At 61.6% G+C, this 19851-nt stretch carries 16 protein-coding genes and 1 tRNA gene; 3 read left to right on the top strand and 14 right to left on the bottom strand.

Going from position 1 to position 19851, the window contains the following annotated elements:
- Window positions 1-77: 77 nt before the first annotated feature.
- The gene (locus tag AACZ17_RS00120; RefSeq protein WP_290743579.1) at window positions 78-1601 is read left to right on the top strand and encodes an alpha/beta hydrolase domain-containing protein; all 1524 of its coding nucleotides are present in this window, start codon (window positions 78-80) and stop codon (window positions 1599-1601) included.
- A gap of 99 nt (window positions 1602-1700) precedes the next feature.
- On the opposite strand, the gene sucD is transcribed toward AACZ17_RS00120, so the two are convergent.
- The 9 genes from sucD to sdhC all read right to left on the bottom strand — a co-directional run bounded on the left by sucD (window position 1701) and on the right by sdhC (window position 12752).
- The gene (gene sucD, locus AACZ17_RS00125; protein ID WP_290743581.1) at window positions 1701-2576 is read right to left on the bottom strand and encodes a succinate--CoA ligase subunit alpha; all 876 of its coding nucleotides are present in this window, start codon (window positions 2574-2576) and stop codon (window positions 1701-1703) included.
- Between the two features lies 1 nt (window position 2577).
- Window positions 2578-3747, bottom strand: coding sequence for an ADP-forming succinate--CoA ligase subunit beta (sucC, locus tag AACZ17_RS00130; protein ID WP_290743583.1), 1170 nt, complete (start codon window positions 3745-3747; stop codon window positions 2578-2580).
- 110 nt (window positions 3748-3857) lie between these two features.
- Window positions 3858-5297, bottom strand: coding sequence for a dihydrolipoyl dehydrogenase (gene lpdA / locus AACZ17_RS00135; RefSeq protein ID WP_290743590.1), 1440 nt, complete (start codon window positions 5295-5297; stop codon window positions 3858-3860).
- A 25-nt stretch (window positions 5298-5322) separates the two neighbouring features.
- Window positions 5323-6570: a 2-oxoglutarate dehydrogenase complex dihydrolipoyllysine-residue succinyltransferase gene (gene odhB / locus AACZ17_RS00140; RefSeq protein WP_290743596.1), complete on the bottom strand. Its 1248-nt coding sequence runs from the start codon at window positions 6568-6570 to the stop codon at window positions 5323-5325.
- 20 nt (window positions 6571-6590) lie between these two features.
- The gene (locus AACZ17_RS00145; RefSeq protein WP_290743603.1) at window positions 6591-9449 is read right to left on the bottom strand and encodes a 2-oxoglutarate dehydrogenase E1 component; all 2859 of its coding nucleotides are present in this window, start codon (window positions 9447-9449) and stop codon (window positions 6591-6593) included.
- Window positions 9450-9510: 61 nt separating this feature from the next.
- The gene (locus AACZ17_RS00150) at window positions 9511-10215 is read right to left on the bottom strand and encodes a succinate dehydrogenase iron-sulfur subunit (RefSeq protein WP_290743609.1); all 705 of its coding nucleotides are present in this window, start codon (window positions 10213-10215) and stop codon (window positions 9511-9513) included.
- 30 nt (window positions 10216-10245) lie between these two features.
- On the bottom strand, window positions 10246-12018 hold the full coding sequence (sdhA, locus tag AACZ17_RS00155) for a succinate dehydrogenase flavoprotein subunit (RefSeq protein WP_290743626.1): 1773 nt from the start codon (window positions 12016-12018) through the stop codon (window positions 10246-10248).
- Between the two features lie 3 nt (window positions 12019-12021).
- Window positions 12022-12384, bottom strand: a complete 363-nt coding sequence (gene sdhD, locus AACZ17_RS00160; RefSeq protein WP_290743631.1) for a succinate dehydrogenase, hydrophobic membrane anchor protein — start codon at window positions 12382-12384, stop codon at window positions 12022-12024.
- Window positions 12378-12752 (bottom strand): succinate dehydrogenase, cytochrome b556 subunit, encoded by a 375-nt coding sequence (gene sdhC / locus AACZ17_RS00165; protein ID WP_290743637.1) that lies wholly within the window; start codon window positions 12750-12752, stop codon window positions 12378-12380. The genes sdhD and sdhC overlap by 7 nt, the downstream gene beginning before the upstream one ends.
- 321 nt (window positions 12753-13073) lie before the next feature.
- Between sdhC and gltA the strand changes: the two genes are divergently transcribed.
- Window positions 13074-14366 carry a citrate synthase gene (gene gltA, locus AACZ17_RS00170; protein ID WP_290743643.1) on the top strand — a complete coding sequence of 431 codons (1293 nt, stop codon included), beginning with the start codon at window positions 13074-13076 and terminating at the stop codon, window positions 14364-14366.
- A 91-nt stretch (window positions 14367-14457) separates the two neighbouring features.
- The gene (locus AACZ17_RS00175) at window positions 14458-15579 is read left to right on the top strand and encodes a beta-ketoacyl-ACP synthase III (protein ID WP_290743645.1); all 1122 of its coding nucleotides are present in this window, start codon (window positions 14458-14460) and stop codon (window positions 15577-15579) included.
- 43 nt (window positions 15580-15622) lie between these two features.
- Here AACZ17_RS00175 and hisC read toward each other — a convergent pair whose 3' ends face one another.
- The 5 genes from hisC to pstB all read right to left on the bottom strand — a co-directional run bounded on the left by hisC (window position 15623) and on the right by pstB (window position 19835).
- Window positions 15623-16696, bottom strand: a complete 1074-nt coding sequence (gene hisC / locus AACZ17_RS00180) for a histidinol-phosphate transaminase (protein WP_290743647.1) — start codon at window positions 16694-16696, stop codon at window positions 15623-15625.
- 16 nt (window positions 16697-16712) lie between these two features.
- Window positions 16713-16788: transfer RNA gene (locus AACZ17_RS00185), tRNA-Glu, on the bottom strand.
- Between the two features lie 179 nt (window positions 16789-16967).
- The gene (locus AACZ17_RS00190; protein WP_290743649.1) at window positions 16968-18251 is read right to left on the bottom strand and encodes a putative porin; all 1284 of its coding nucleotides are present in this window, start codon (window positions 18249-18251) and stop codon (window positions 16968-16970) included.
- Window positions 18252-18358: 107 nt separating this feature from the next.
- Window positions 18359-19084, bottom strand: a complete 726-nt coding sequence (phoU, locus tag AACZ17_RS00195; protein WP_290743651.1) for a phosphate signaling complex protein PhoU — start codon at window positions 19082-19084, stop codon at window positions 18359-18361.
- 10 nt (window positions 19085-19094) lie between these two features.
- Complete coding sequence (gene pstB / locus AACZ17_RS00200) at window positions 19095-19835, bottom strand: phosphate ABC transporter ATP-binding protein PstB (protein ID WP_290744821.1); 741 nt, start codon at window positions 19833-19835, stop codon at window positions 19095-19097.
- Window positions 19836-19851 lie beyond the last annotated feature (16 nt).

The following is a 19851-nucleotide window of genomic DNA, read 5'->3' on the forward strand; positions in this document are numbered from 1 at the left end:
GCAGAGGTGGGGGCTAACTGCTGGTATTTCAAGGCAGGCTAATGCATATTAGCCTCATAACACTCCGGAGACAGCGCATGAACATGATCACCCACCTTTGGCCGCTTGCACTCGGGCTTTCTATTGTCCTTCTCACCGGCTGCAGCGATGGCAGCGATGGTGTGCCCGCGCCGCCGGAGCCGCCGCCACCCGTAGAACCCGACTACCTGCCCATTGCACAGCCTGAAGTCGCCGACCCGCCGGACGAGGGGGATCTGTTCCTGCTCTCCACGACATTTGACCTCGCCGATGTCGGCTACCGCCAGCGTGAGTATTTCCTCTCTGGCGAGGCAAGCGCCTTCAGCAACCTGAACGAACTCGGCAGTGATGGCGCCTGGGAGGCGGAACCCGCGGGCACCGCCAATTACCGCACACGCGTTGTGGTCTACCGCCCTATCGACGACGGTGACTTCAGTGGGACGGTGCTCGTGGAGTGGCTGAACGTGACCGCCGGCTTCGACACCGGCCCATCCTATGGCTCAGGCCATGTGGAAATGCTGCGCCAGGGTCATGTGTGGGTGGGTGTCTCGGCACAGCGCGTGGGCATCGAAGGCTCCGGAACACCGGTGGCACCGTTGCACCTGAAAGCGGTGAACCCGGCCCGCTACGGCAGCCTGGAGCACCCGGGCGACAGCTACTCCTACGACATGTTCTCGCAGGCGGCACAGGCACTGCGTGAACCTGCAGACGTCGACCTGCTCGAGGGCCTGCAGGTGGAGCAGATGATTGCCCTCGGCGAGTCACAGTCGGCCGGGCGCCTGGCGACCTATATCAACGCCATTCATCCGCTGTACAACACCTTCGATGGTTATATGGTGCACAGCAGGGGCGATGGCAGCTCACCCCTGTCACAGGAGCCTGAAACCGAGATACCGACACCGGAAAGTGTCCTCTTTCGCGAGGATCTGAACGTGCCCGTGTTCAACTTCCAGACGGAAACCGATGTTCTGCTCCTGGGCTCCATCAACGACCGCCAGCCGGACAGCGACCGCTTCCGTCTCTGGGAGGTTGCGGGAACCGCGCACGGCGACTACTACTCCTTCATCATCGGCCGTCAGGACACCGGGGTCGACCCGCGCTTTCTGCTGGTAGAGGAAGCCAATGGCATACCCGGCTTTCTGAACTGCGCGCGGCCCGTGAACGCCGGACCCATGGCCTGGGTCTTCGGCGCAGCCCTGCGCGCGCTGGACACCTGGGTGCGCGACGGCACCGCACCCCCGACGGGAGAACTGCTGAGCGTGGACGATAGCGGCACCGCGTTCCTGAAGGACGCCCAGGGCAATGTGCTGGGTGGTGTGCGCACGCCCTGGGTGGATGCGCCCGTAGCCGTTCTCTCCGGAGAGGGCCAGGAAGGGGACCGTCTCTGCTTCCTGTTCGGCACCACGGTACTGTTCGACGCCGCGCAAATGGCGTCCCTGTACGTGGACCAGGCCGGTTACGAAGCCGCTGTCGCGGACGCATTGGACCGCGCGCTGGAGGGAGGCTTCCTGCTGCCAGAGGATGCGGAGCGCATCCGCGCCGTCGCTCCCCTGCAGTGGCAATCACAGGTGCCCGGCGAATAGGCCGGCAGGTATTCAGCCACAAAAAAAGCCCGCATCAAGCGGGCTTTTTTTGTGGCGGGAACAGGCAGCACGTGCACTGCCTGCCGCGACCCTGACTGCTTACTTCCAGCCAGTGACTTCCGCCAGCGCCTTGCCGATGTCAGCGAGGCTGCGCACGGTTTTCACACCGGCATCTTCCAGCGCAGCAAACTTCTCGTCCGCCGTGCCTTTACCGCCGGAGATGATGGCACCGGCGTGACCCATCCGCTTGCCCTTCGGCGCAGTCACACCGGCGATGTAGGAGACCACGGGCTTGGTGACGTTGGCCTTGATAAAGGCCGCAGCCTCTTCTTCGGCCGTGCCACCAATCTCACCGATCATGACAATGGCTTCGGTCGCCGGATCTTTTTCAAACATCGCCAGGATGTCGATAAAGTTGGACCCCGGAATCGGGTCGCCGCCGATGCCAACACAGGTAGACTGGCCAAAGCCGGCGTCTGTGGTCTGCTTGACCGCTTCGTAGGTCAGGGTACCGGAGCGCGAAACAATACCGACCTTGCCGGGCAGGTGAATATGGCCCGGCATAATGCCGATCTTGCACTCACCGGGCGTGATCACGCCAGGGCAGTTGGGGCCAATCAGACGCACACCGAGCTCATCACACTTGACCTTGCAGTCCAGCATGTCGAGGGTCGGAATACCCTCGGTGATGCAGACGATGAGCTTTACGCCACCGTTGGCCGCTTCGAGGATGGAGTCCTTGCAGAACGGCGCAGGCACGTAGATCACTGACGCATCCGCGCCGGTAGCCGCTACGGCTTCGGCCACAGTATTGAACACGGGCAGGCCAAGATGGGTCTGACCGCCCTTGCCGGGCGTTACGCCACCCACCATCTGGGTGCCATAGGCAATCGCCTGTTCGGAGTGGAAGGTGCCCTGGGAGCCGGTGAAGCCCTGGCAGATCACCTTGGTGTTCTTGTCAATCAAAATACTCATTTCAGGCGGCTCCTTCAGCTGCTTTGACTGCCTGCTGGGCAGCATCGGTGAGGCTGGTTGCGGCAATGATGTTCAGGCCACTGTCGGCCAGGACCTGACGGCCCAGCTCCGCGTTGTTGCCTTCGAGACGCACAACAACCGGCACCTGTACGCCGATTTCCTGCACAGCGCCGATCACGCCTTCTGCAATGAGGTCGCAGCGCACGATACCGCCGAAGATGTTGATCAGCACCGCCTTGACCTTATCGTCGGAGAGGATGATCTTGAACGCTTCGGATACACGCTCCTTGGTCGCGCCGCCGCCGACGTCGAGGAAGTTTGCCGGCGCACCGCCGTGCAGCTTGACGATATCCATGGTGCCCATGGCCAGACCAGCGCCATTGACCATGCAGCCGATATTGCCGTCCAGGGCCACGTAGTTCAGCTCCCACTTGGCGGCGTGCGCCTCACGGGCATCTTCCTGGGAGGGGTCGTGCATCTCACGCAGGGCCGGCTGGCGATACAGCGCGTTACCATCCACACCCAGCTTGGCATCCAGGCAGTGCAGGTTACCCTGGTCGGTAATCACCAGCGGGTTGACTTCAATCAGTGCCAGGTCCTTTTCCTTGAACAGCTGCGCCAGCCCCATGAAGATTTTCACGAACTGCTTGATCTGGTCGCCTTCCAGACCCAGCTGGAACGCCAGCTCACGGCCCTGGTAAGGCTGTGCACCGACCAGCGGGTCGATGACCGCGCGCAGGATTTTCTCCGGGGTTTCCTCGGCGACCTTCTCGATTTCCACACCGCCCTCGGTAGAGGCCATGAAAACAATGCGGCGGGTTGCGCGGTCAACCACGGCGCCGAGGTAAAGCTCCTCGGCGATATCGGTGCAGGTCTCGACCAGAATCTTGCTGACCGGCTGGCCATTTTCGTCGGTCTGGTAGGTCACCAGGTTCTGGCCCAGCCACTTGGCAGCGAAATCGCGTACTTCGTCGGTGGTTTTCACCAGCTTGACGCCACCCGCTTTACCGCGTCCGCCCGCGTGCACCTGAGCCTTGACGACCCACATGTCACCACCGATGGTCTCCGCTGCCTTGACCGCCTCTTCCGGCGAGTCGACAGCATAGCCCTTGGATACGGGCAAGCCGTACTCAGCAAACAGCTGTTTGCCCTGATACTCGTGAAGGTTCATGCTTTGTCCTGTGTGTTGCGTAGTGTCCTGGAATGCGCCCTAACGGCCCATACCCCCCAGTGCCTCGTCTGCGCCAGAATAGGTTTTATGCGCGCGCGACCGGGCAAAGTTCATTTCCGAGGCTTGCGATTGGCAATGTGAATGGCATGGCCATGCACCGCCAGAGCGGCCTCGTGTACTGCTTCCGACAGGGTCGGGTGTCCAAAAACGGTCAGTGCCAGATCTTCCGAGCTGGAACCGAACTCCATTGCGATCACCACCTGCTGCACAAGATCCGCAGCAGACGGGCCCACAATATGACAGCCGAGCACGCGATCGGTCTCCGCGTCGGCAATAATCTTGACCATGCCATCGGTATCGTTCGCCGCCAGAGCGCGGCCGCTGGCCGCGAACGGGAATACGCCCACCTTGTAGTCCACGCCGTCGGACTTCAACTCCTGCTCCGTGCGACCGACCGCAGCAACTTCGGGGTGGGTATAGATCACCGAGGGAATGCAGTCGTAATTCAGCTGCACCTTCTTGCCGGCAATGCGTTCGGCGACCATCACGCCCTCTTCCGAACCCTTGTGCGCGAGCATCGGGCCCCGCACCACGTCACCCACGGCAAAAACATGTGGCGCCTCGGTGGCACAGTGGTCGTTGACGTAGATGAAGCCGCGCTCGTCGAGGTTGACGCCGCAATCGGTGGCCAGCAGGTCCTCGGTGCGTGGGCGTCGCCCCACCGAAACAATCAGCTTGTCAAAGACTTCACGGTGTTCGCCGTCGGCATTGGTGAAGGTCACCTCCACTTTGCCATCCTTCACCACGGCGCCGGTCACCCGGGTACTGAGGCGGATATCCAGGCCCTGCTTGCGGAAAATCTTGCCGGCTTCCTTGGCGATCTGCGTATCCATCATCGGCAGCAGTTCATCCAGCGCCTCCAGCATCACCACCTCGGCGCCCAGACGCGCCCAGACACTGCCGAGTTCCAGGCCGATGACGCCTGCGCCGATGACGCCGAGTCGCTGCGGCACCTCACTGAACTCCAGGGCACCGGTGGAATCGACGATGTATTCGTTGTCTACCGGCGCGGGCGGGATGGCGATGGGGCTGGAGCCTGCGGCAATAATGATGTTGCCGGCTTCGATGACGCTGACCTTGCCATCTTTGTCAGTGACCTCGACCTTGCAGCCCGCCAACACCTTGCCCCGACCCTGGATGCTGGTCACGCCATTGTGCTTGAACAGCCCGGTGATGCCACCGGTCAGCTGGTCGACGATCTTGTTCTTGCGGGCCATCATCGCCGCAATATCCATGCGAGGCGTGTCGATGGCGATGCCGTGCAGGCTGAAGTGGTCTCTCGCCTCGACAAATTTCTGGCTGCTGTCGAGCAGCGCCTTGGACGGGATGCACCCCACGTTGAGGCAGGTACCCCCGAGGCGCGTTTTGCCCTCGGCATCCACCCATTGCTCCACACAGGCCGTGGACAACCCCAGCTGGGCCGCCTTGATCGCAGCCACGTAACCACCGGGGCCCGCGCCAATCACCACTACATCGTATTTGTCAGCCATTGTCTTCCCTATTCCCGTCGAGTGCTTACAACTGCAGCAAGATGCGCGCCGGATCTTCGATCAGGTCTTTTACTGCCACCAGGAACTGCACCGCGGTCTTGCCATCGATAAGGCGGTGATCATAGGACAGCGCAAGGTACATCATGGGCAGGATGACCACTTCGCCATCGACCGCCATGGGGCGTTCCTGGATCTTGTGCATACCGAGGATGCCGGTCTGTGGCGGGTTGAGGATCGGTGTGGACATCAGCGACCCGAAGACGCCGCCGTTAGTCACCGTGAAGGTGCCGCCGGTCATGTCGTCGATAGTCAGCTTGCTGTCGCGTGCGCGCAGGCTGAGATCGCGTATCGCTGCTTCCACATCCGCGAGGCTCATGAAATCGGCGTCGCGCAGCACCGGCACCACCAGGCCACCGGGGGCGGACACGGCAACGCCGATGTCCTGGTAACCGTGATAGACCACATCAGTGCCGTCGATGGAGGCGTTCACCTCGGGGAAGCGCTTCAGCGCCTCGCAGCAGGCTTTGACAAAAAAGCCCATGAAGCCGAGGCGGGTGCCGTTGTGCACCTTCTCGAACTGCTCCTTGTACTTCTCGCGCAGCGCCATCACCGGCGCCATATTGACCTCGTTGAAGGTCGTCAACATGGCCGTGCCATGGGTGGCCTCGAGCAGGCGCTCGGCGATCCGTGCGCGCATACGTGTCATCGGGACCCGTTTTTCAATGCGCTCGCCGGTGGGGCCGGCAGGCACCTGGGGCATCGTGTCTTCGCTGGCGCCGGGCTTGGCCGGGGCCGCCGGAGCGGCAGCAGGTGCTGCCGCGGGCTTGTTCTTGAGGTGTGCGAGCACATCTTCCTTGGTGATACGACCACCCTTGCCGGTCCCGCTGATGCTCGCGGCGTCCAGCTTGTGCTCCTCGACCAGCTGCCGCGCCGCAGGCCCCATGAGGCCTTCCGCATCGTCGGCGTCTTTCCCGCCTGCCGTATCAGCACCCTTGGCAGGTGCCGGCTCGGACGCCGGTTGCGCACTGGCGGCAGCACCGGGCTCGAGCAGCGCGAGCAGTTGCTCGCTCTGGATGGTTTCGCCCTCGGCAGCATGGATCTTGCTGATCACCCCATCCTCGGGCGCTACCACTTCCATTACCACCTTGTCGGTCTCGATTTCAACGATGAGCTCATCGCGAGAGACTGACTCCCCCTCCTGCTTGTGCCAGGTCGCGATTTCCCCGTCGGCAACGGACTCGGGAAAAGATGGGGCCTTGATTTCGATAGCCATTTCGGTTCCTTTGGAAAGTGCTAGTTCTGGCCGAGCCAAGTCGGTTCCAGGGCATCGTTGATAAACGCCTCCAGCTGCGCCAGATGCAGGGCCATGTAGCCCGCGGCAGGCGCGGCAGAAGGTTCCCGACCAGCGTATCGCAGATACACGTCAGGGTTGTGGGCATACATTACGCGCCGCATGTGATGCTGGCTGGAGTACCAGGCGCCCTGGTTCTGGGGCTCCTCCTGACACCAGGCGGCATCGGTGACGTTCGGGTAATTGCCCAGGACCTGCAACAGTTCCGCTTCGGGGAAGGGATACAGCTGTTCGAGGCGGATCAGGGCCACGTTGTTCAGACCGCGCTCACGACGCGCCGCCAGCAGGTCGTAGTATACCTTGCCGCTGCAGAGGATAAGGCGTGTCACCGCCGCTTTATCGAGGTCGTCAGAATCATCCAGCACATTGTGGAAATGCCCATTGGCGAGATCTTCCAGCGATGACACCGCTTCCTTGTGGCGCAGCAGGCTCTTCGGCGACATGACCACCAGCGGCTTGCGCAGGGGGCGGATTGCCTGACGTCGCAGCATGTGGAACACCTGGGCAGGCGTCGTCGGCACGCACACCTGGATGTTGTGCTCTGCACAGAGTTGCAGGAAGCGCTCAAGGCGTGCCGACGAGTGCTCGGGGCCCTGCCCCTCATACCCGTGGGGCAGCAGCATGGTCAGGCCACAGAGCCGCGACCATTTGTGTTCGCCGCTGGTGATGAACTGATCGATAACGACCTGGGCACCGTTGGCGAAATCGCCGAACTGCGCCTCCCAGATCACCAGGCCCGTGGGCGAGGTGGTGGCGTAGCCGTACTCAAAGGCCAGCACCGCCTCTTCCGAGAGCAGGGAATCGTAAATGGCGAAGGGAGCCTGCTCCTCATCGATGTGCTGCAGAGGTATGTAGCGGGAGCCGTCTTTCTGGTTGTGCAACACGGCGTGGCGGTGCGAGAACGTGCCGCGCCCCACATCCTGGCCAGTCAGACGCACCGGATAGCCGGCCTCCAGCAGACTCGCGTAGGCCAGTGTTTCCGCCGCCCCCCAGTTCAGCGGCATGGCCCCGGCTGCCATCTTGCGACGGTCCTCGAGAATCTTGCTGACCTGACGCTGCAGCGGGAAGCTCGGCGGCGGCGTGTTGGTCACCTGCGCGAGATGCTGCAGCGCCTGCATGTCGATACGGGTGTCGCAGTGCAGTGTCCACTCGTGCCCGAGGTAGGGCGTCCAGTCGACGAACAGGCTGGCGTTGGGCTCGGAGACCAGGCCGCTGACCAGTGGCTCGCCGCGGTCGAGGGACTCGCGATACTCATTGACCAGAAACTCGTCTTCCTCTGCGGTCAGAACACCCTGCTCCACCAGCTTTGCCGCGTACAGGTCGCGCGTTGTGGGCTGCTTGCGAATGCGCTCGTACATGCGGGGCTGGGTTACCGAAGGCTCATCGGCTTCGTTGTGGCCGCGACGCCGGTAGCAGACGAGGTCAACAACCACGTCACGCTTGAACGTGTTGCGGAAGTCTACCGCCAGCTGGGTGACAAAGTGCACCGCCTCGGGATCGTCCGCATTGACGTGGAAGATGGGCGCCTGCACCATTTTGGCCACATCGGTGCAGTATTCCGTCGAGCGCGCGTCTTCGCGGTCGCTGGTGGTGAAACCCACCTGGTTGTTCAGCACGATATGCAGCGTACCGCCCGTCTTGTAGGCCCGCGTCTGGGACATCTGGAATGTCTCCATCACAACGCCCTGCCCGGCGAAGGCGGCATCGCCATGAATGACCACCGGCACGACCGTATCCCCGGACGTGTCCTTGCGACGATCCTGCCGCGCGCGCACGGAGCCCTCGACCACCGGTGAAACAATTTCCAGGTGTGAGGGGTTGAACGCCAACGCCAGATGCACCTCGCCCCCTGAGGTCATCAGGTTGGAGGAAAAGCCCTGGTGATACTTCACGTCGCCGGATTTGTCATACACCACCCGGCCTTCGAACTCCGCAAACAGGTCCGAGGGTTTCTTGCCGAAAATGTTGATCAGCACGTTGAGCCGGCCGCGGTGCGCCATGCCGATGACAATTTCCTTGGCCCCGTAAGACCCGATGCGCTGCACCATCTCCGACAGCATGGGGATCAGCGACTCGCCACCTTCGAGGCCAAAGCGCTTGGTACCGGGATACTTGGAGCCCAGCGACTTCTCGAGGCCCTCGGCCTTGATCAGACGGCGCAGAATCTGCTTGCGTACATCATCGGAAAAGGCAGGCGCCGACCGCACCGACTCCATGCGTTTCATGATCCAGTGGCGCTGCTCGGTGTCCACGATGTGCATGAACTCGGCGCCAATGGTGTTGCAGTAGGTGGCCTCGAGGGAGTCGACAATCTCGCCCAGCGTCGCGTCCGCCTTGCCGATGTACATGCTCCCGGTCTGGAACACGGTATCGAGATCTGCCGCAGAGAGCTGGTGGAAGGCCAGGTCCAGGTCCGGCACCGGCTCCCGCACGTGCAGGGCCAGGGGGTCCAGGCTCGCCTTCTGGTGGCCGCGCTGCCGGTAGGCAGACACCAGCTGTACGACCTTGACCTGCTTGCGCTCGTATTCGGTCGCCTGGGAATCATGAGCGACCGTGGCCTCGGTGCGCACCCGCATCTTGCTGATCTGCGCGAACCGGTCGCGAATGGTCGAATGCGGAATGTCGTTCATCTGCACCGCAGACGAGGACACGCGGGGCAGCTTGTCGAAATAATCCCGCCACTGTTCCGGCACCCCGTTGGGATCCCGGAGGTAGGATTCGTACAAATCCTCGACATAGGTGGCGTTGCCGCCGGCAATATGTGAGCTCCTTCTCAGGAGCTCCATCGGACTCTCTTGCATTATGCCCTTCCGGGATTGGATGATGCCGGTGGTGTTCCGGCGGGTAACACCGTTTTCGTAATCAGGTTGCCCGAGTCAACAGCATAGTACGAATGTGGCCAATTGCCCGCGTCGGGTTCAACCCCTTGGGGCACACATTGACACAGTTCTGGATGCCATGACAACGGAAAACGCTGAACGGATCGTCGAGACGGGACAGTCGCTCATCGGTTGCCGTATCCCGGCTGTCAGCCAGGAAACGGTAGGCCTGCAACAGTCCGGCCGGGCCGATAAAGCGATCCGGGTTCCACCAGAAAGAGGGGCAGCTGGTTGAGCAGCACGCGCAGAGAATGCACTCGTAGAGGCCATCCAGCTTGGCGCGGTCCTCGGGTGACTGCAGGCGCTCGATGGCCGGGGCCGGCGTGTTGTTCTGCAGGTAGGGCTGAATCTTCTCGTACTGGGCGTAGAACATGCTCATATCCACCACCAGGTCGCGGATCACCGGCAGACCCGGCAGCGGGCGCACGACCAGCTTGTTGTTCTTCACCGTGGAAGACAGCGGTGTGATGCAGGCGAGTCCATTCTTGCCGTTGATATTGAGGCCATCGGAGCCACAGACGCCCTCGCGGCAGGAGCGCCGATAGGTGACCGAGCTGTCCTGCGCCTTGATCTGCTCCAACACGTCCAGCACCATCAGGTCCTTGCCCTCGGTGTCGAACTGGAACTCCTGCATGTAGGGCTGCTGGTCGGTTTCCGGGTTGTAACGATAAATGCTTACTTGCAGCATGTTTGGTGACCTCTGGGTAGCTACACAGTCTTAATACGTACGGGCTTTCGGCTCGAAGGTGGGCACCGTGCGCGGTTTGAAATTCACCGCACGCTTGCCGACCCGCTTGCCTTCCGGGTAGTACATGGAATGGCACAGCCAGTTCTCGTCGTCGCGCTCCTGGAAATCATCACGGGCATGGGCACCGCGACTCTCCTTGCGCTCCTCGGCAGTGATGGCCGTGGCTTCCGCGACTTCCAGCAGGTTCTGCAATTCCAGCGCCTCAATGCGCGCCGTGTTGAAGGTGTTACTGCGATCCGTCAGCGCCGCGCCCTCGATGCGACCGCGCAGATCCGCCAGCTTGCGGATACCTTCCTGCATAAATTCGCCCTTGCGGAATACGCCGAAGTGGTTCTGCATGACGTTTTGCAGCTCCTTGCGCAGGTCGGGAAATTTCTCCGTGCCCTTGGCCTCATCCAGCCGGCGCAGACGGGACATGCCCTGCTCGATATCGGTCTGTGAGGCATCGCGCATGTCGATGCCCTCGCGCAGCGCGTTCTCGATGAACAGGCCGGAAGCGCGTCCGAACACAACGAGGTCGAGCAGCGAGTTGCCGCCGAGCCGGTTGGCACCGTGCACCGAAACACAGGCAACCTCACCGCAGGCGTAGAGACCGGGGATGATCTGGTCGTTGCCCTGGGCGTCTACGGTCAGCGCCTGGCCATGCACGTTGGTCGGGATTCCGCCCATCATGTAGTGGCAGGTCGGTACAACGGGAATCGGGGCCTTGACCGGATCCACATGGGCGAAGGTCCGCGACAGCTCGCAGATACCCGGCAGGCGTGACTCCAGCACTTCCTCGCCAAGGTGATCCAGCTTCAGGAACACGTGGTCGCCCTCGGGACCGCAGCCGCGGCCTTCAATGATTTCCAGGATCATCGAGCGCGCGACCACGTCGCGGCCAGCGAGGTCCTTGGCGTTGGGCGCGTAGCGCTCCATGAAACGCTCGCCGTCCTTGTTGATGAGGTAGCCACCCTCGCCGCGGCAACCCTCGGTGACCAGCGTACCGGCGCCGTAGATGCCGGTCGGGTGGAACTGCCACATTTCGATGTCCTGCACCGGAAAGCCCGCGCGCAGCGCCATGCCGATACCATCACCGGTGTTGATGTGGGCATTGGTGGTCGAGGCATAGATCCGCCCCGCTCCGCCTGTGGCGAAAACCGTGGCCTTGGACTTCACATAGACGGTTTCACCGGTTTCCATGCAGATCGCGATCACGCCCACCACGGCGCCGTCCTGATTCTTGACCAGATCGGTGGCGTACCACTCGTTGAAGAACACCGTGTTGTTCTTGATGTTGCCCTGGTAAAGCGTGTGCAGCAGGGCGTGCCCCGTGCGGTCCGCCGCCGCACAGGTCCGTGCAGCCTGGGTCGGGTCGTCGGGACCCTTGGACTGGCCGCCGAAGGGACGCTGGTAGATGCGCCCCTCCTCGGTGCGGGAAAACGGCAGGCCCATATGCTCCAGCTCGAACACCGCTTCCGGGCCAACGCTGCACATGTACTCGATGGCGTCCTGGTCACCGATATAATCGGAGCCCTTGACCGTGTCATACATGTGCCAGCGCCAATCGTCATTGGGATCGGCGCTGGCAATGGCGCAGGTGATGCCGCCCTGGGCAGACACCGTGTGTGAACGCGTGGGAAAGACTTTGGAAATTACCGCGGTCTTGTAACCGGACTGCGCCAGCTGCAGCGCTGCGCGCATGCCCGCACCGCCACCGCCGACAATCACGCCATCAAATGAAATCGTTCGCAATGCTGTCATATCTCAATATCCCCAGAGGATCTGCACGCCCCAGACCACATACACAAAAAGCACCAGCGCGATCGCCAGCTGTGACGATATACGCAAGACATTGCCTGTTGTCCCCATCATGCGTTCGGTGAGGTAGTCGGTCACCACCGCCCACAGGCCGATCCAGGCGTGTGCTGCCAGCGACAGCAGCGCCATCAGGCTGAACACGCGTACCCAGGTCTGGGTGAACAGGGCCTTCCAGCTGGCATAGTCGACACCGCTGAGTACGACCCAGCCGATGAACAGGAAGTACGCCAGCAGAATCACACCACTGACGCGCTGGACCAGCCAGTCGGACGTACCTGAGCGACCAAAACTTGTGACTGCAGTTACCATATCAGAACCCCCGCCAGCAGAATCAGGACAACGGACAGGCCAATCACCAGGCGCGCGCCCAGGGTGCCGCCCTCCAGACTTTCACCAATGCCGAAATCCATAATGATGTGTTTGATGCCCGCCAGGGCGTGGTAGATCAGCCCTGCGGCTATCGCCCAGAGGATCAGCTTGGCCAGCGGACCGCTGAGGGCCTCCTGCAGCATGGCGAAGTCCTCGGGGCTGCGCAGGCTCATGTCGAGCGCCCATACCAGGAAGACCATGGCGAAAAAGAGAAAAACACCGGAGGCGCGATGGGTGATCGATGCCCATGCGGTTATGGGGAGCCGCATGCTGCCGATGTCCAGGTTCACGGGACGTTTGTCTTTCACAGTTCAGTTTCCACCGTTAAGGACGCCACAAGGGCGATTAAAGGGGGCCGGCCACACGGCCTGGCACAGTCGCTTTGCGCAAAAATCCTGCGGAGAAAGCGCGCAGAATTATAGGGGGATGCGCCTCTAATTACAAACCTCCACCTACACGGGGGGCGGACGCTCCCGATGTCGCGAACGTCGCCGAACGTCGGCGTTCGCGATGCGGGAGTTTCGCCGCCAAAAGGCTCAGGATGCTGGCAAATAGAGCCAGATCAATTGACAAAAGCTGCCGAGACTTTATAGTTGGGCACCCCACAGAACCACATCGCAGGACCTTTCATGAGCGACAAAAAAGCAACCCTGAAAGTAGACGGGCTGGACGAAACCATCGAACTCCCCGTGTACTCCGGCACACTCGGTCCGGACGTGATCGACGTGGGTGCCCTCACCTCCAGGGACATGTTCACCTACGATCCGGGGTTCGTCTCCACCGCCGCCTGCGAGTCGAAAATCACCTATATCGACGGCGGCAAGGGCATTTTGCTGCACCGCGGCTACCCCATCGACCAGCTGGCCGAGCACAGCGATTACCTGGAAACCTGTTACCTGCTGCTGTACGGCGAGCTGCCCACCGCGGAGCAGAAAGAAACCTTCGTCAGTACGGTCAAGCGCCACACCATGGTCCACGAGCAGATCCGTACGTTCTTCAACGGCTTCCGTCGCGACGCGCATCCAATGGCAGTCATGTGCGGTGTTGTCGGCGCTTTGTCCGCGTTTTATCACGACTCGCTGGACATCTCCGATGAGCACCACCGCCAGGTTGCCGCGTTCCGGCTGATCGCCAAAATGCCTACGCTGGCGGCAATGAGCTACAAATTCTCCATCGGCCAACCCTTCATGTATCCGGACAACAACATGGGTTACGCCGAAAACTTTCTGCACATGATGTTTGGCAACCCCTGCGAACCCAGCAATGTGAGCCCGGTACTGGCCCGCGCCATGGACCGCATATTCCTGCTCCACGCGGACCACGAGCAGAACGCCTCCACCTCGACGGTGCGCCTGGCGGGCTCATCCGGGGCCAACCCGTTTGCCTGCATCGCGGCAGGCATTGCGGCACTCTGGGGGCCGTCACACGGCGGCGCCAATGAAGCCGTGCTGGAAATGCTCGAGGAAATCGGCGATGTATCGCGTATTGACGAGTTCGTGTCCCGCGCCAAGGACAAGGACGACCCCTTCCGCCTGATGGGCTTCGGGCACCGTGTCTACAAGAACTTCGACCCGCGGGCGAAGGTCATGAAAGAGGCCGCCGATGACGTGCTGGCAGAGCTGGGCATCGAAAACGATCCTTTGCTCGCCATTGCCAAGCGTCTGGAGCAGATCGCCCTGGAGGACCCCTACTTTATCGAGCGCAAGCTGTACCCCAACGTAGACTTCTATTCAGGCATCATCCTCAAGGCCATCGGTATCCCCACGAGCATGTTCACGGTGATCTTTGCGGTAGGCCGCACGGTCGGCTGGATTGCCCACTGGCACGAGATGATCAGCGGCAGTTACCGCATCGGACGGCCGCGCCAGCTCTACACCGGCCACACCCAGCGGGACTTTGTCGCACTGGAAAAACGCGGCTAGCCCGACCCGCCGCCCGAAAAAGGCCGCCCTACCGCGGCCTTTTTTGGTTAAACTCCTCTATTCACTCTACGCCATAGGAAATCCGTACGTCATGAGCGAGGTTGTCATCAGCGGCACCGGGTTGTTCACACCCGCACAGTCCATCAGCAACGCAGAACTGGTCGAGTCATTCAACACCTGGGTGGAGCAGTTCAACGCGGAAAATGCCGCCGCGATTGCCGCCGGCGATATCGCCGCCATGCAGCCGTCATCCGCCGAGTTTGTCGAGAAGGCGTCAGGCATCAAGTCTCGCTATGTTATCGACAAGACCGGCATCCTCGACCCACAGCGCATGGTGCCACGGATTCCCGAACGCCCCGACAGCAGCCCCTCCATACAGTGTGAAATTGCCGTCGCGGCGGCCCGTGAAGCCATGGCGCAGGCCGGCAAGCAGGCATCCGACATCGACGCCGTGATCGTCGCCTGCTCCAACCTGCAGCGCGCCTACCCGGCCATTGCGGTGGAAGTACAGGATGCATTGGGGATCGAGGGTTTTGGTTTTGACATGAACGTTGCCTGCTCGTCAGCCACCTTCGGCATACAGCAGGCGCGGGACAGCATTCGCTCGGGCAGCGCGCGCTGCGTGCTGATACTCAATCCGGAAATCTGCAGTGGGCACCTGAACTTTCGCGACCGCGACTCACACTTCATTTTCGGCGATGTCTGTACCGCAATCATCGTCGAGCGGGCCGAGGACGCCACTGCCAGCGAAACCTACAGGATCGTGGACAGCAGGCTGCAAACCCTGTTTTCCAACAACATCCGCAATAACTTCGGTTTCCTCAACAGGGCCGCCGAGGAAGGTATCGGCAAGCCCGACAAACTGTTTGTGCAGGAGGGTCGCAAGGTCTTCAAGGAAGTCTGTCCCGCTGTTGCCAAGCAGATCAGCGATCAGTTGCAGGGACTGGACATTGCATCCGGGCAGCTCAAACGCCTGTGGCTGCACCAGGCAAACCTGAGCATGAACCAGCTGATCTCACGCAAGGTCCTGGGCCGCGATGCCACCGCCGATGAGGCACCGACCATTCTGGACGAGTACGCCAACACGAGCTCCGCCGGTTCCATCATCGCCTTTCACAAGCACCGCGCCGATTTTGCCAGCGGCGACCTCGGCGTGCTCTGCTCCTTCGGTGCCGGCTACAGTATCGGCAGCGTCATTCTGCAGCGGCGCTGACACCGCAGCACGCGCCGCCGGACCGCCCGGCGCCGCACCCGCCTCAGCCCGCGCCGGCCGCCATCAGGTCCGACAGCGCGGCCAGCAATGCCTCGCACTGCTCATCGGTACCCACGCTGATTCGCAGGAAATCGGCGATACGCGGTTTGTTGAAGTGCCGCACGATGATGCCACGCTCGCGCAGGGCCAGAAACAACGCCCGGGCGTCGTGTTCCGCCCCGGGTGAGGCAAACACAAAATTCGCGCTGGACGGCAATACGGTGAAACCGAGCGTCTGCAAGCCCTGTGTGAGCCGCGACCGGCTGGCAATCACCTTGGTGCAGGATGCCTCAAACCAGGCCTCATCCTCCAGTGACGCAAGCACCGCGTGCTGGGCCACGGCATCCAGCGGATAGGAGTTAAAGGAGTTTTTCACGCGCTGCAGGCCGTCAATCAGATCGACGTGGCCGTAGGCCACGCCCACGCGAAGCCCCGCCAGGGCACGGGATTTTGACAGGGTTTGCACCACCAGCAGGTTGTCATAGGTGTTCACCAGGGTAACCGCGGATGCTCCACCGAAATCGATATAGGCCTCATCAATCACCACCACGCTATCCCGATTCGCCTCGAGCAGACGGCGAATATCCTCAAGGGCCAGCAGCATCCCCGTAGGCGCGTTGGGATTGGGCAGGATAATGCCGCCATTGGGGCGCGCATAGTCGGCCACCTCAATGCTGAAGTTCTCGCGCAGCGCCACCGGCTCGCCAACAATGCCGTAAAGATCACACCAGACCGGATAAAAACTGTAACTGATGTCCGGGAAAAGTAGCGGTGCGGCCTGCCGCAGCAGCCCCATGAACACGTGCGCCAGCACCTCATCAGAGCCGTTGCCGAGGAAAACCTGTTCGGGCAGCAGCCCCGCCCTTTCCGCAAATGCCGCGCGCAGCGCAGTGGACTCGGGATCCGGATAGCGCCGCAGGTCGTCGCCGTCGATACGGTGAATAGCGTCCAGCACGCGCGGTGACGGCGGATAGGGGCTTTCGTTGGTGTTGAGCTTGACCAGACGGGGGTGCCGCGGTTGTTCACCGGGCACATAGGGCGTGAGACGCCGCACCACGTCACTCCAGTAACGACTCATGAGCAGTTCCGATAAATGGCGTCCCCTAGGGGGTTCGAACCCCTGTTCCCGCCGTGAAAGGGCGGTGTCCTGGACCACTAGACGAAGGGGACACAGACGCATCGGCCGAGTTGCCGAGGCGCATATTGTACTCAAGCCGAGCCGCACAACGCAACGCGGTGGGGTACAGATGGCGGGCTACAGGCGGAAAGCGACTCGCGTGGCGTTACGCGCGACAGGCATCCGGGCAGGACCCGCCGGGAAGCGGGCTACCCCACCCTCGCAGTCAGCCTCAGTACTTGAAGGAGGTATCGAAGATCACCCGGTCATAATCAATCGGGTCGTCGAATCGGCTGCCCAGCGTCTCGTTGTCGATAAACAGCGTCAAACCAACCTGCCACTGCTTGTCGACAGCAAACACGGCGCCCAGTTTGTGGCCACGCACGTCTGTGCCGCCACCACCGATGTTGGAATCGCTGAGCAGGGCCAGCAGCGAGTCGGCCTCGATAGAGGCAAATTCATAGCTGACCTGCCAGCTTCCCGCACCGCTGGCCTTGCCGAGCCGGGCACCGGCCGACCAGGCAGTGTCCTCGTCATCGGCATCCAGGTTTTGTGCGTAGTGGCCGTATACCGCCGCCGGCAGCCCCAGACCGTCAATATCCAGCGTGGCGAAGAGCTCGAGCTCCTCGTAGTTGTTGTCGTAGGTGCAGAACGTCAACAGGATGGTGTCACAGCTGAAGCTGTTCCCGAAGAAGACGTCGAAGGCGCCGAAATAAGTATTCTTGCCCTTCACCGGCATATCGATATAGCCGCCGCCGGCGGTCAGCCCCAGGTTGTCATTAAGAGCCAGCGTGAAGCCCGACTGTACACCGTAGTAAAAGGCGCTGTTGGCACGGGCGCTGTCGCTCTCCAATGCGTGCGCCACCGCGTTCACGAACAGGTGCTCGTTGGCCCAGCCGAGGGCGATACCCTCAGGGGTGTAATCCGAGTCCCAGAGCAGACCGGAACCCTCGGGGCGGTACATCGGGTTCTTCATCTTGCCGATGGTGGCGTAGGCGCCATCGAAGGGCTGCCAGGTAGCCCAGGCCTGGTCGAGATACAGTTCCTTGCTGGTGCCGCCGCCGCCCAGCGTGGCATTGCCGGAGACCGGTGAATCGTTACCGGCCGCCACTTTCAACCCCACCTGCACGTCCCGGGGCAGTTGGGCAACAAAACCGGCACGAGCACGCACGCGATGCCGCGTTCGCACTACGCGCTGGCCGATGTCAATTTCTTCGTACCGGTAGCGGAAATCTCCGGAGAATTTAAAGGTGTCCGAGTTCAACCCTGCTGCTGCGTGCGACGGCGCAGCGGCGACTGCCTCACGGGTGAGGCGTATTTCCGACACGGCGTTGGCGGTGTTCTCGCGCAGTGTGGCATTCTCTTCTTCCAGCGCCGCAACGCGCGCCATCAGGCCGGCCATCTGCGCCTGCAGCTGCGCAAACTCGGCTTCGCTGACGGCCGCCAGCGCAGCGACGGGTGAATATAGGGTGAGAGATGCGGCGGCGACCGCCACCCCCAGGGAGAGTCTGTTCATGGATTTTCCTCGTCTGCCTGTGCACACGCCGCCGCGCATGACACTAAAATGTCAATTTTATGCTAATTTCATGACACTTTCATGACAGAGGGAACGTGAAGCGCCGGCTAAGGATGCTCCTCCACCTGGGCGACCAGGTCATCCGGCTCTACGTGACGCACATCCAGCCCCCGTACGAGGTATATGACGTGCTCCGCGATGTTACTCGCGTGATCGCCCACCCGCTCCAGACTGCGCAATGACCACATCTGGCCCAGCACCGGCCCGATGGTCCGGGGGTCTTCCATCATGAAGGTGACCAGGCTGCGCATGGCACTCGCGTACTCGGAGTCGACTTCCCGGTCGGCGATGACAGTCTGTACCGCCATATCCACATCCAGGCGCGCAAACGCATCCAGTGAGCGGCGCAGCATATCGCTCACGTGATTGCCGATATGGCGTATTTCAACAAAGCTACTACCCGCAGAACTGCCCTCTTCCACCGCCTTCACGGCCTGACGGGCAATCTTGCTGGCCTCGTCACCGATACGCTCGAGATCGGTGGTGACCTTGGATATTGCCAACACCAGCCGCAGATCGCTGGCCGCGGGCTGCCGCCGCGCGAGAATGCGAGAACACTCCTCATCGATGTTGATCTCCAGCTCGTTGACCTGCTCATCGCCCGCGATCACTTCCTCCGCGAGCCCGCTATCGCGGCTGAGCAGCGATTCAACGGCCTTGCCGATCTGCTGCTCGACCAGACCACCCATTTCCAGCAGGTGATTCTTGACCGATTCCAACTCGGCGTTGAACTGGGCAGAAATATGTTGTTTGTAGCTGTCCTTGTGGAGCATGGCGTTGTCCTCAGCCGTAGCGGCCGGTGATGTAATCCTCGGTCTGCTTCTGTTCCGGATTGGTAAACAGAGTATCCGTATCGTCGTACTCAATCAATTTGCCCATGTACATAAAGGCAGTCATGTCCGACACGCGGGCGGCCTGCTGCATGTTGTGCGTGACGATGACGATGGTGTAGCGCGACTTGAGCTCGTAGATCAGCTCCTCGATTTTCAGAGTCGAGATGGGGTCGAGCGCCGACGCGGGTTCGTCCAGCAGCAGAACCTCAGGCTCAACGGCAATGGTGCGCGCAATGACCAGACGCTGCTGCTGCCCGCCGGACATACCGAGGGCGCTCTCGTGGAGACGGTCCTTCACTTCGTCCCAGAGCGCCGCGGCGCGCAGGGATTTCTCCACCACCTCGTCCAGCACGCGCTTCTTGTTGATACCCTGAATACGCAGACCGTAGGCGACATTCTCATAGATGCTTTTCGGAAACGGGTTGGGCTTCTGGAACACCATGCCCACCCGGCGCCTGAGGGCCGCGACATCCACCCGTCGGTCGTAGACATCCTCGTTGTCCAGCAACAGACGTCCCTGCACCCGACAGCCGTCTACAAGGTCATTCATGCGATTGATACAGCGCAGCAGACTGGACTTGCCACAGCCGCTCGGGCCGATGAATGCCGTGACCCGCTGCTTAGGAATCTCGAGATTGATATCAAACAGCGCCTGCGCATTCTGGTTATAGAACAGGTTCAGGTTTTCCATGCGCAGGCTGGTTTCT

It is taken from the genome of uncultured Haliea sp. (assembly GCF_963973825.1).
Taxonomy (GTDB): domain Bacteria; phylum Pseudomonadota; class Gammaproteobacteria; order Pseudomonadales; family Halieaceae; genus Haliea.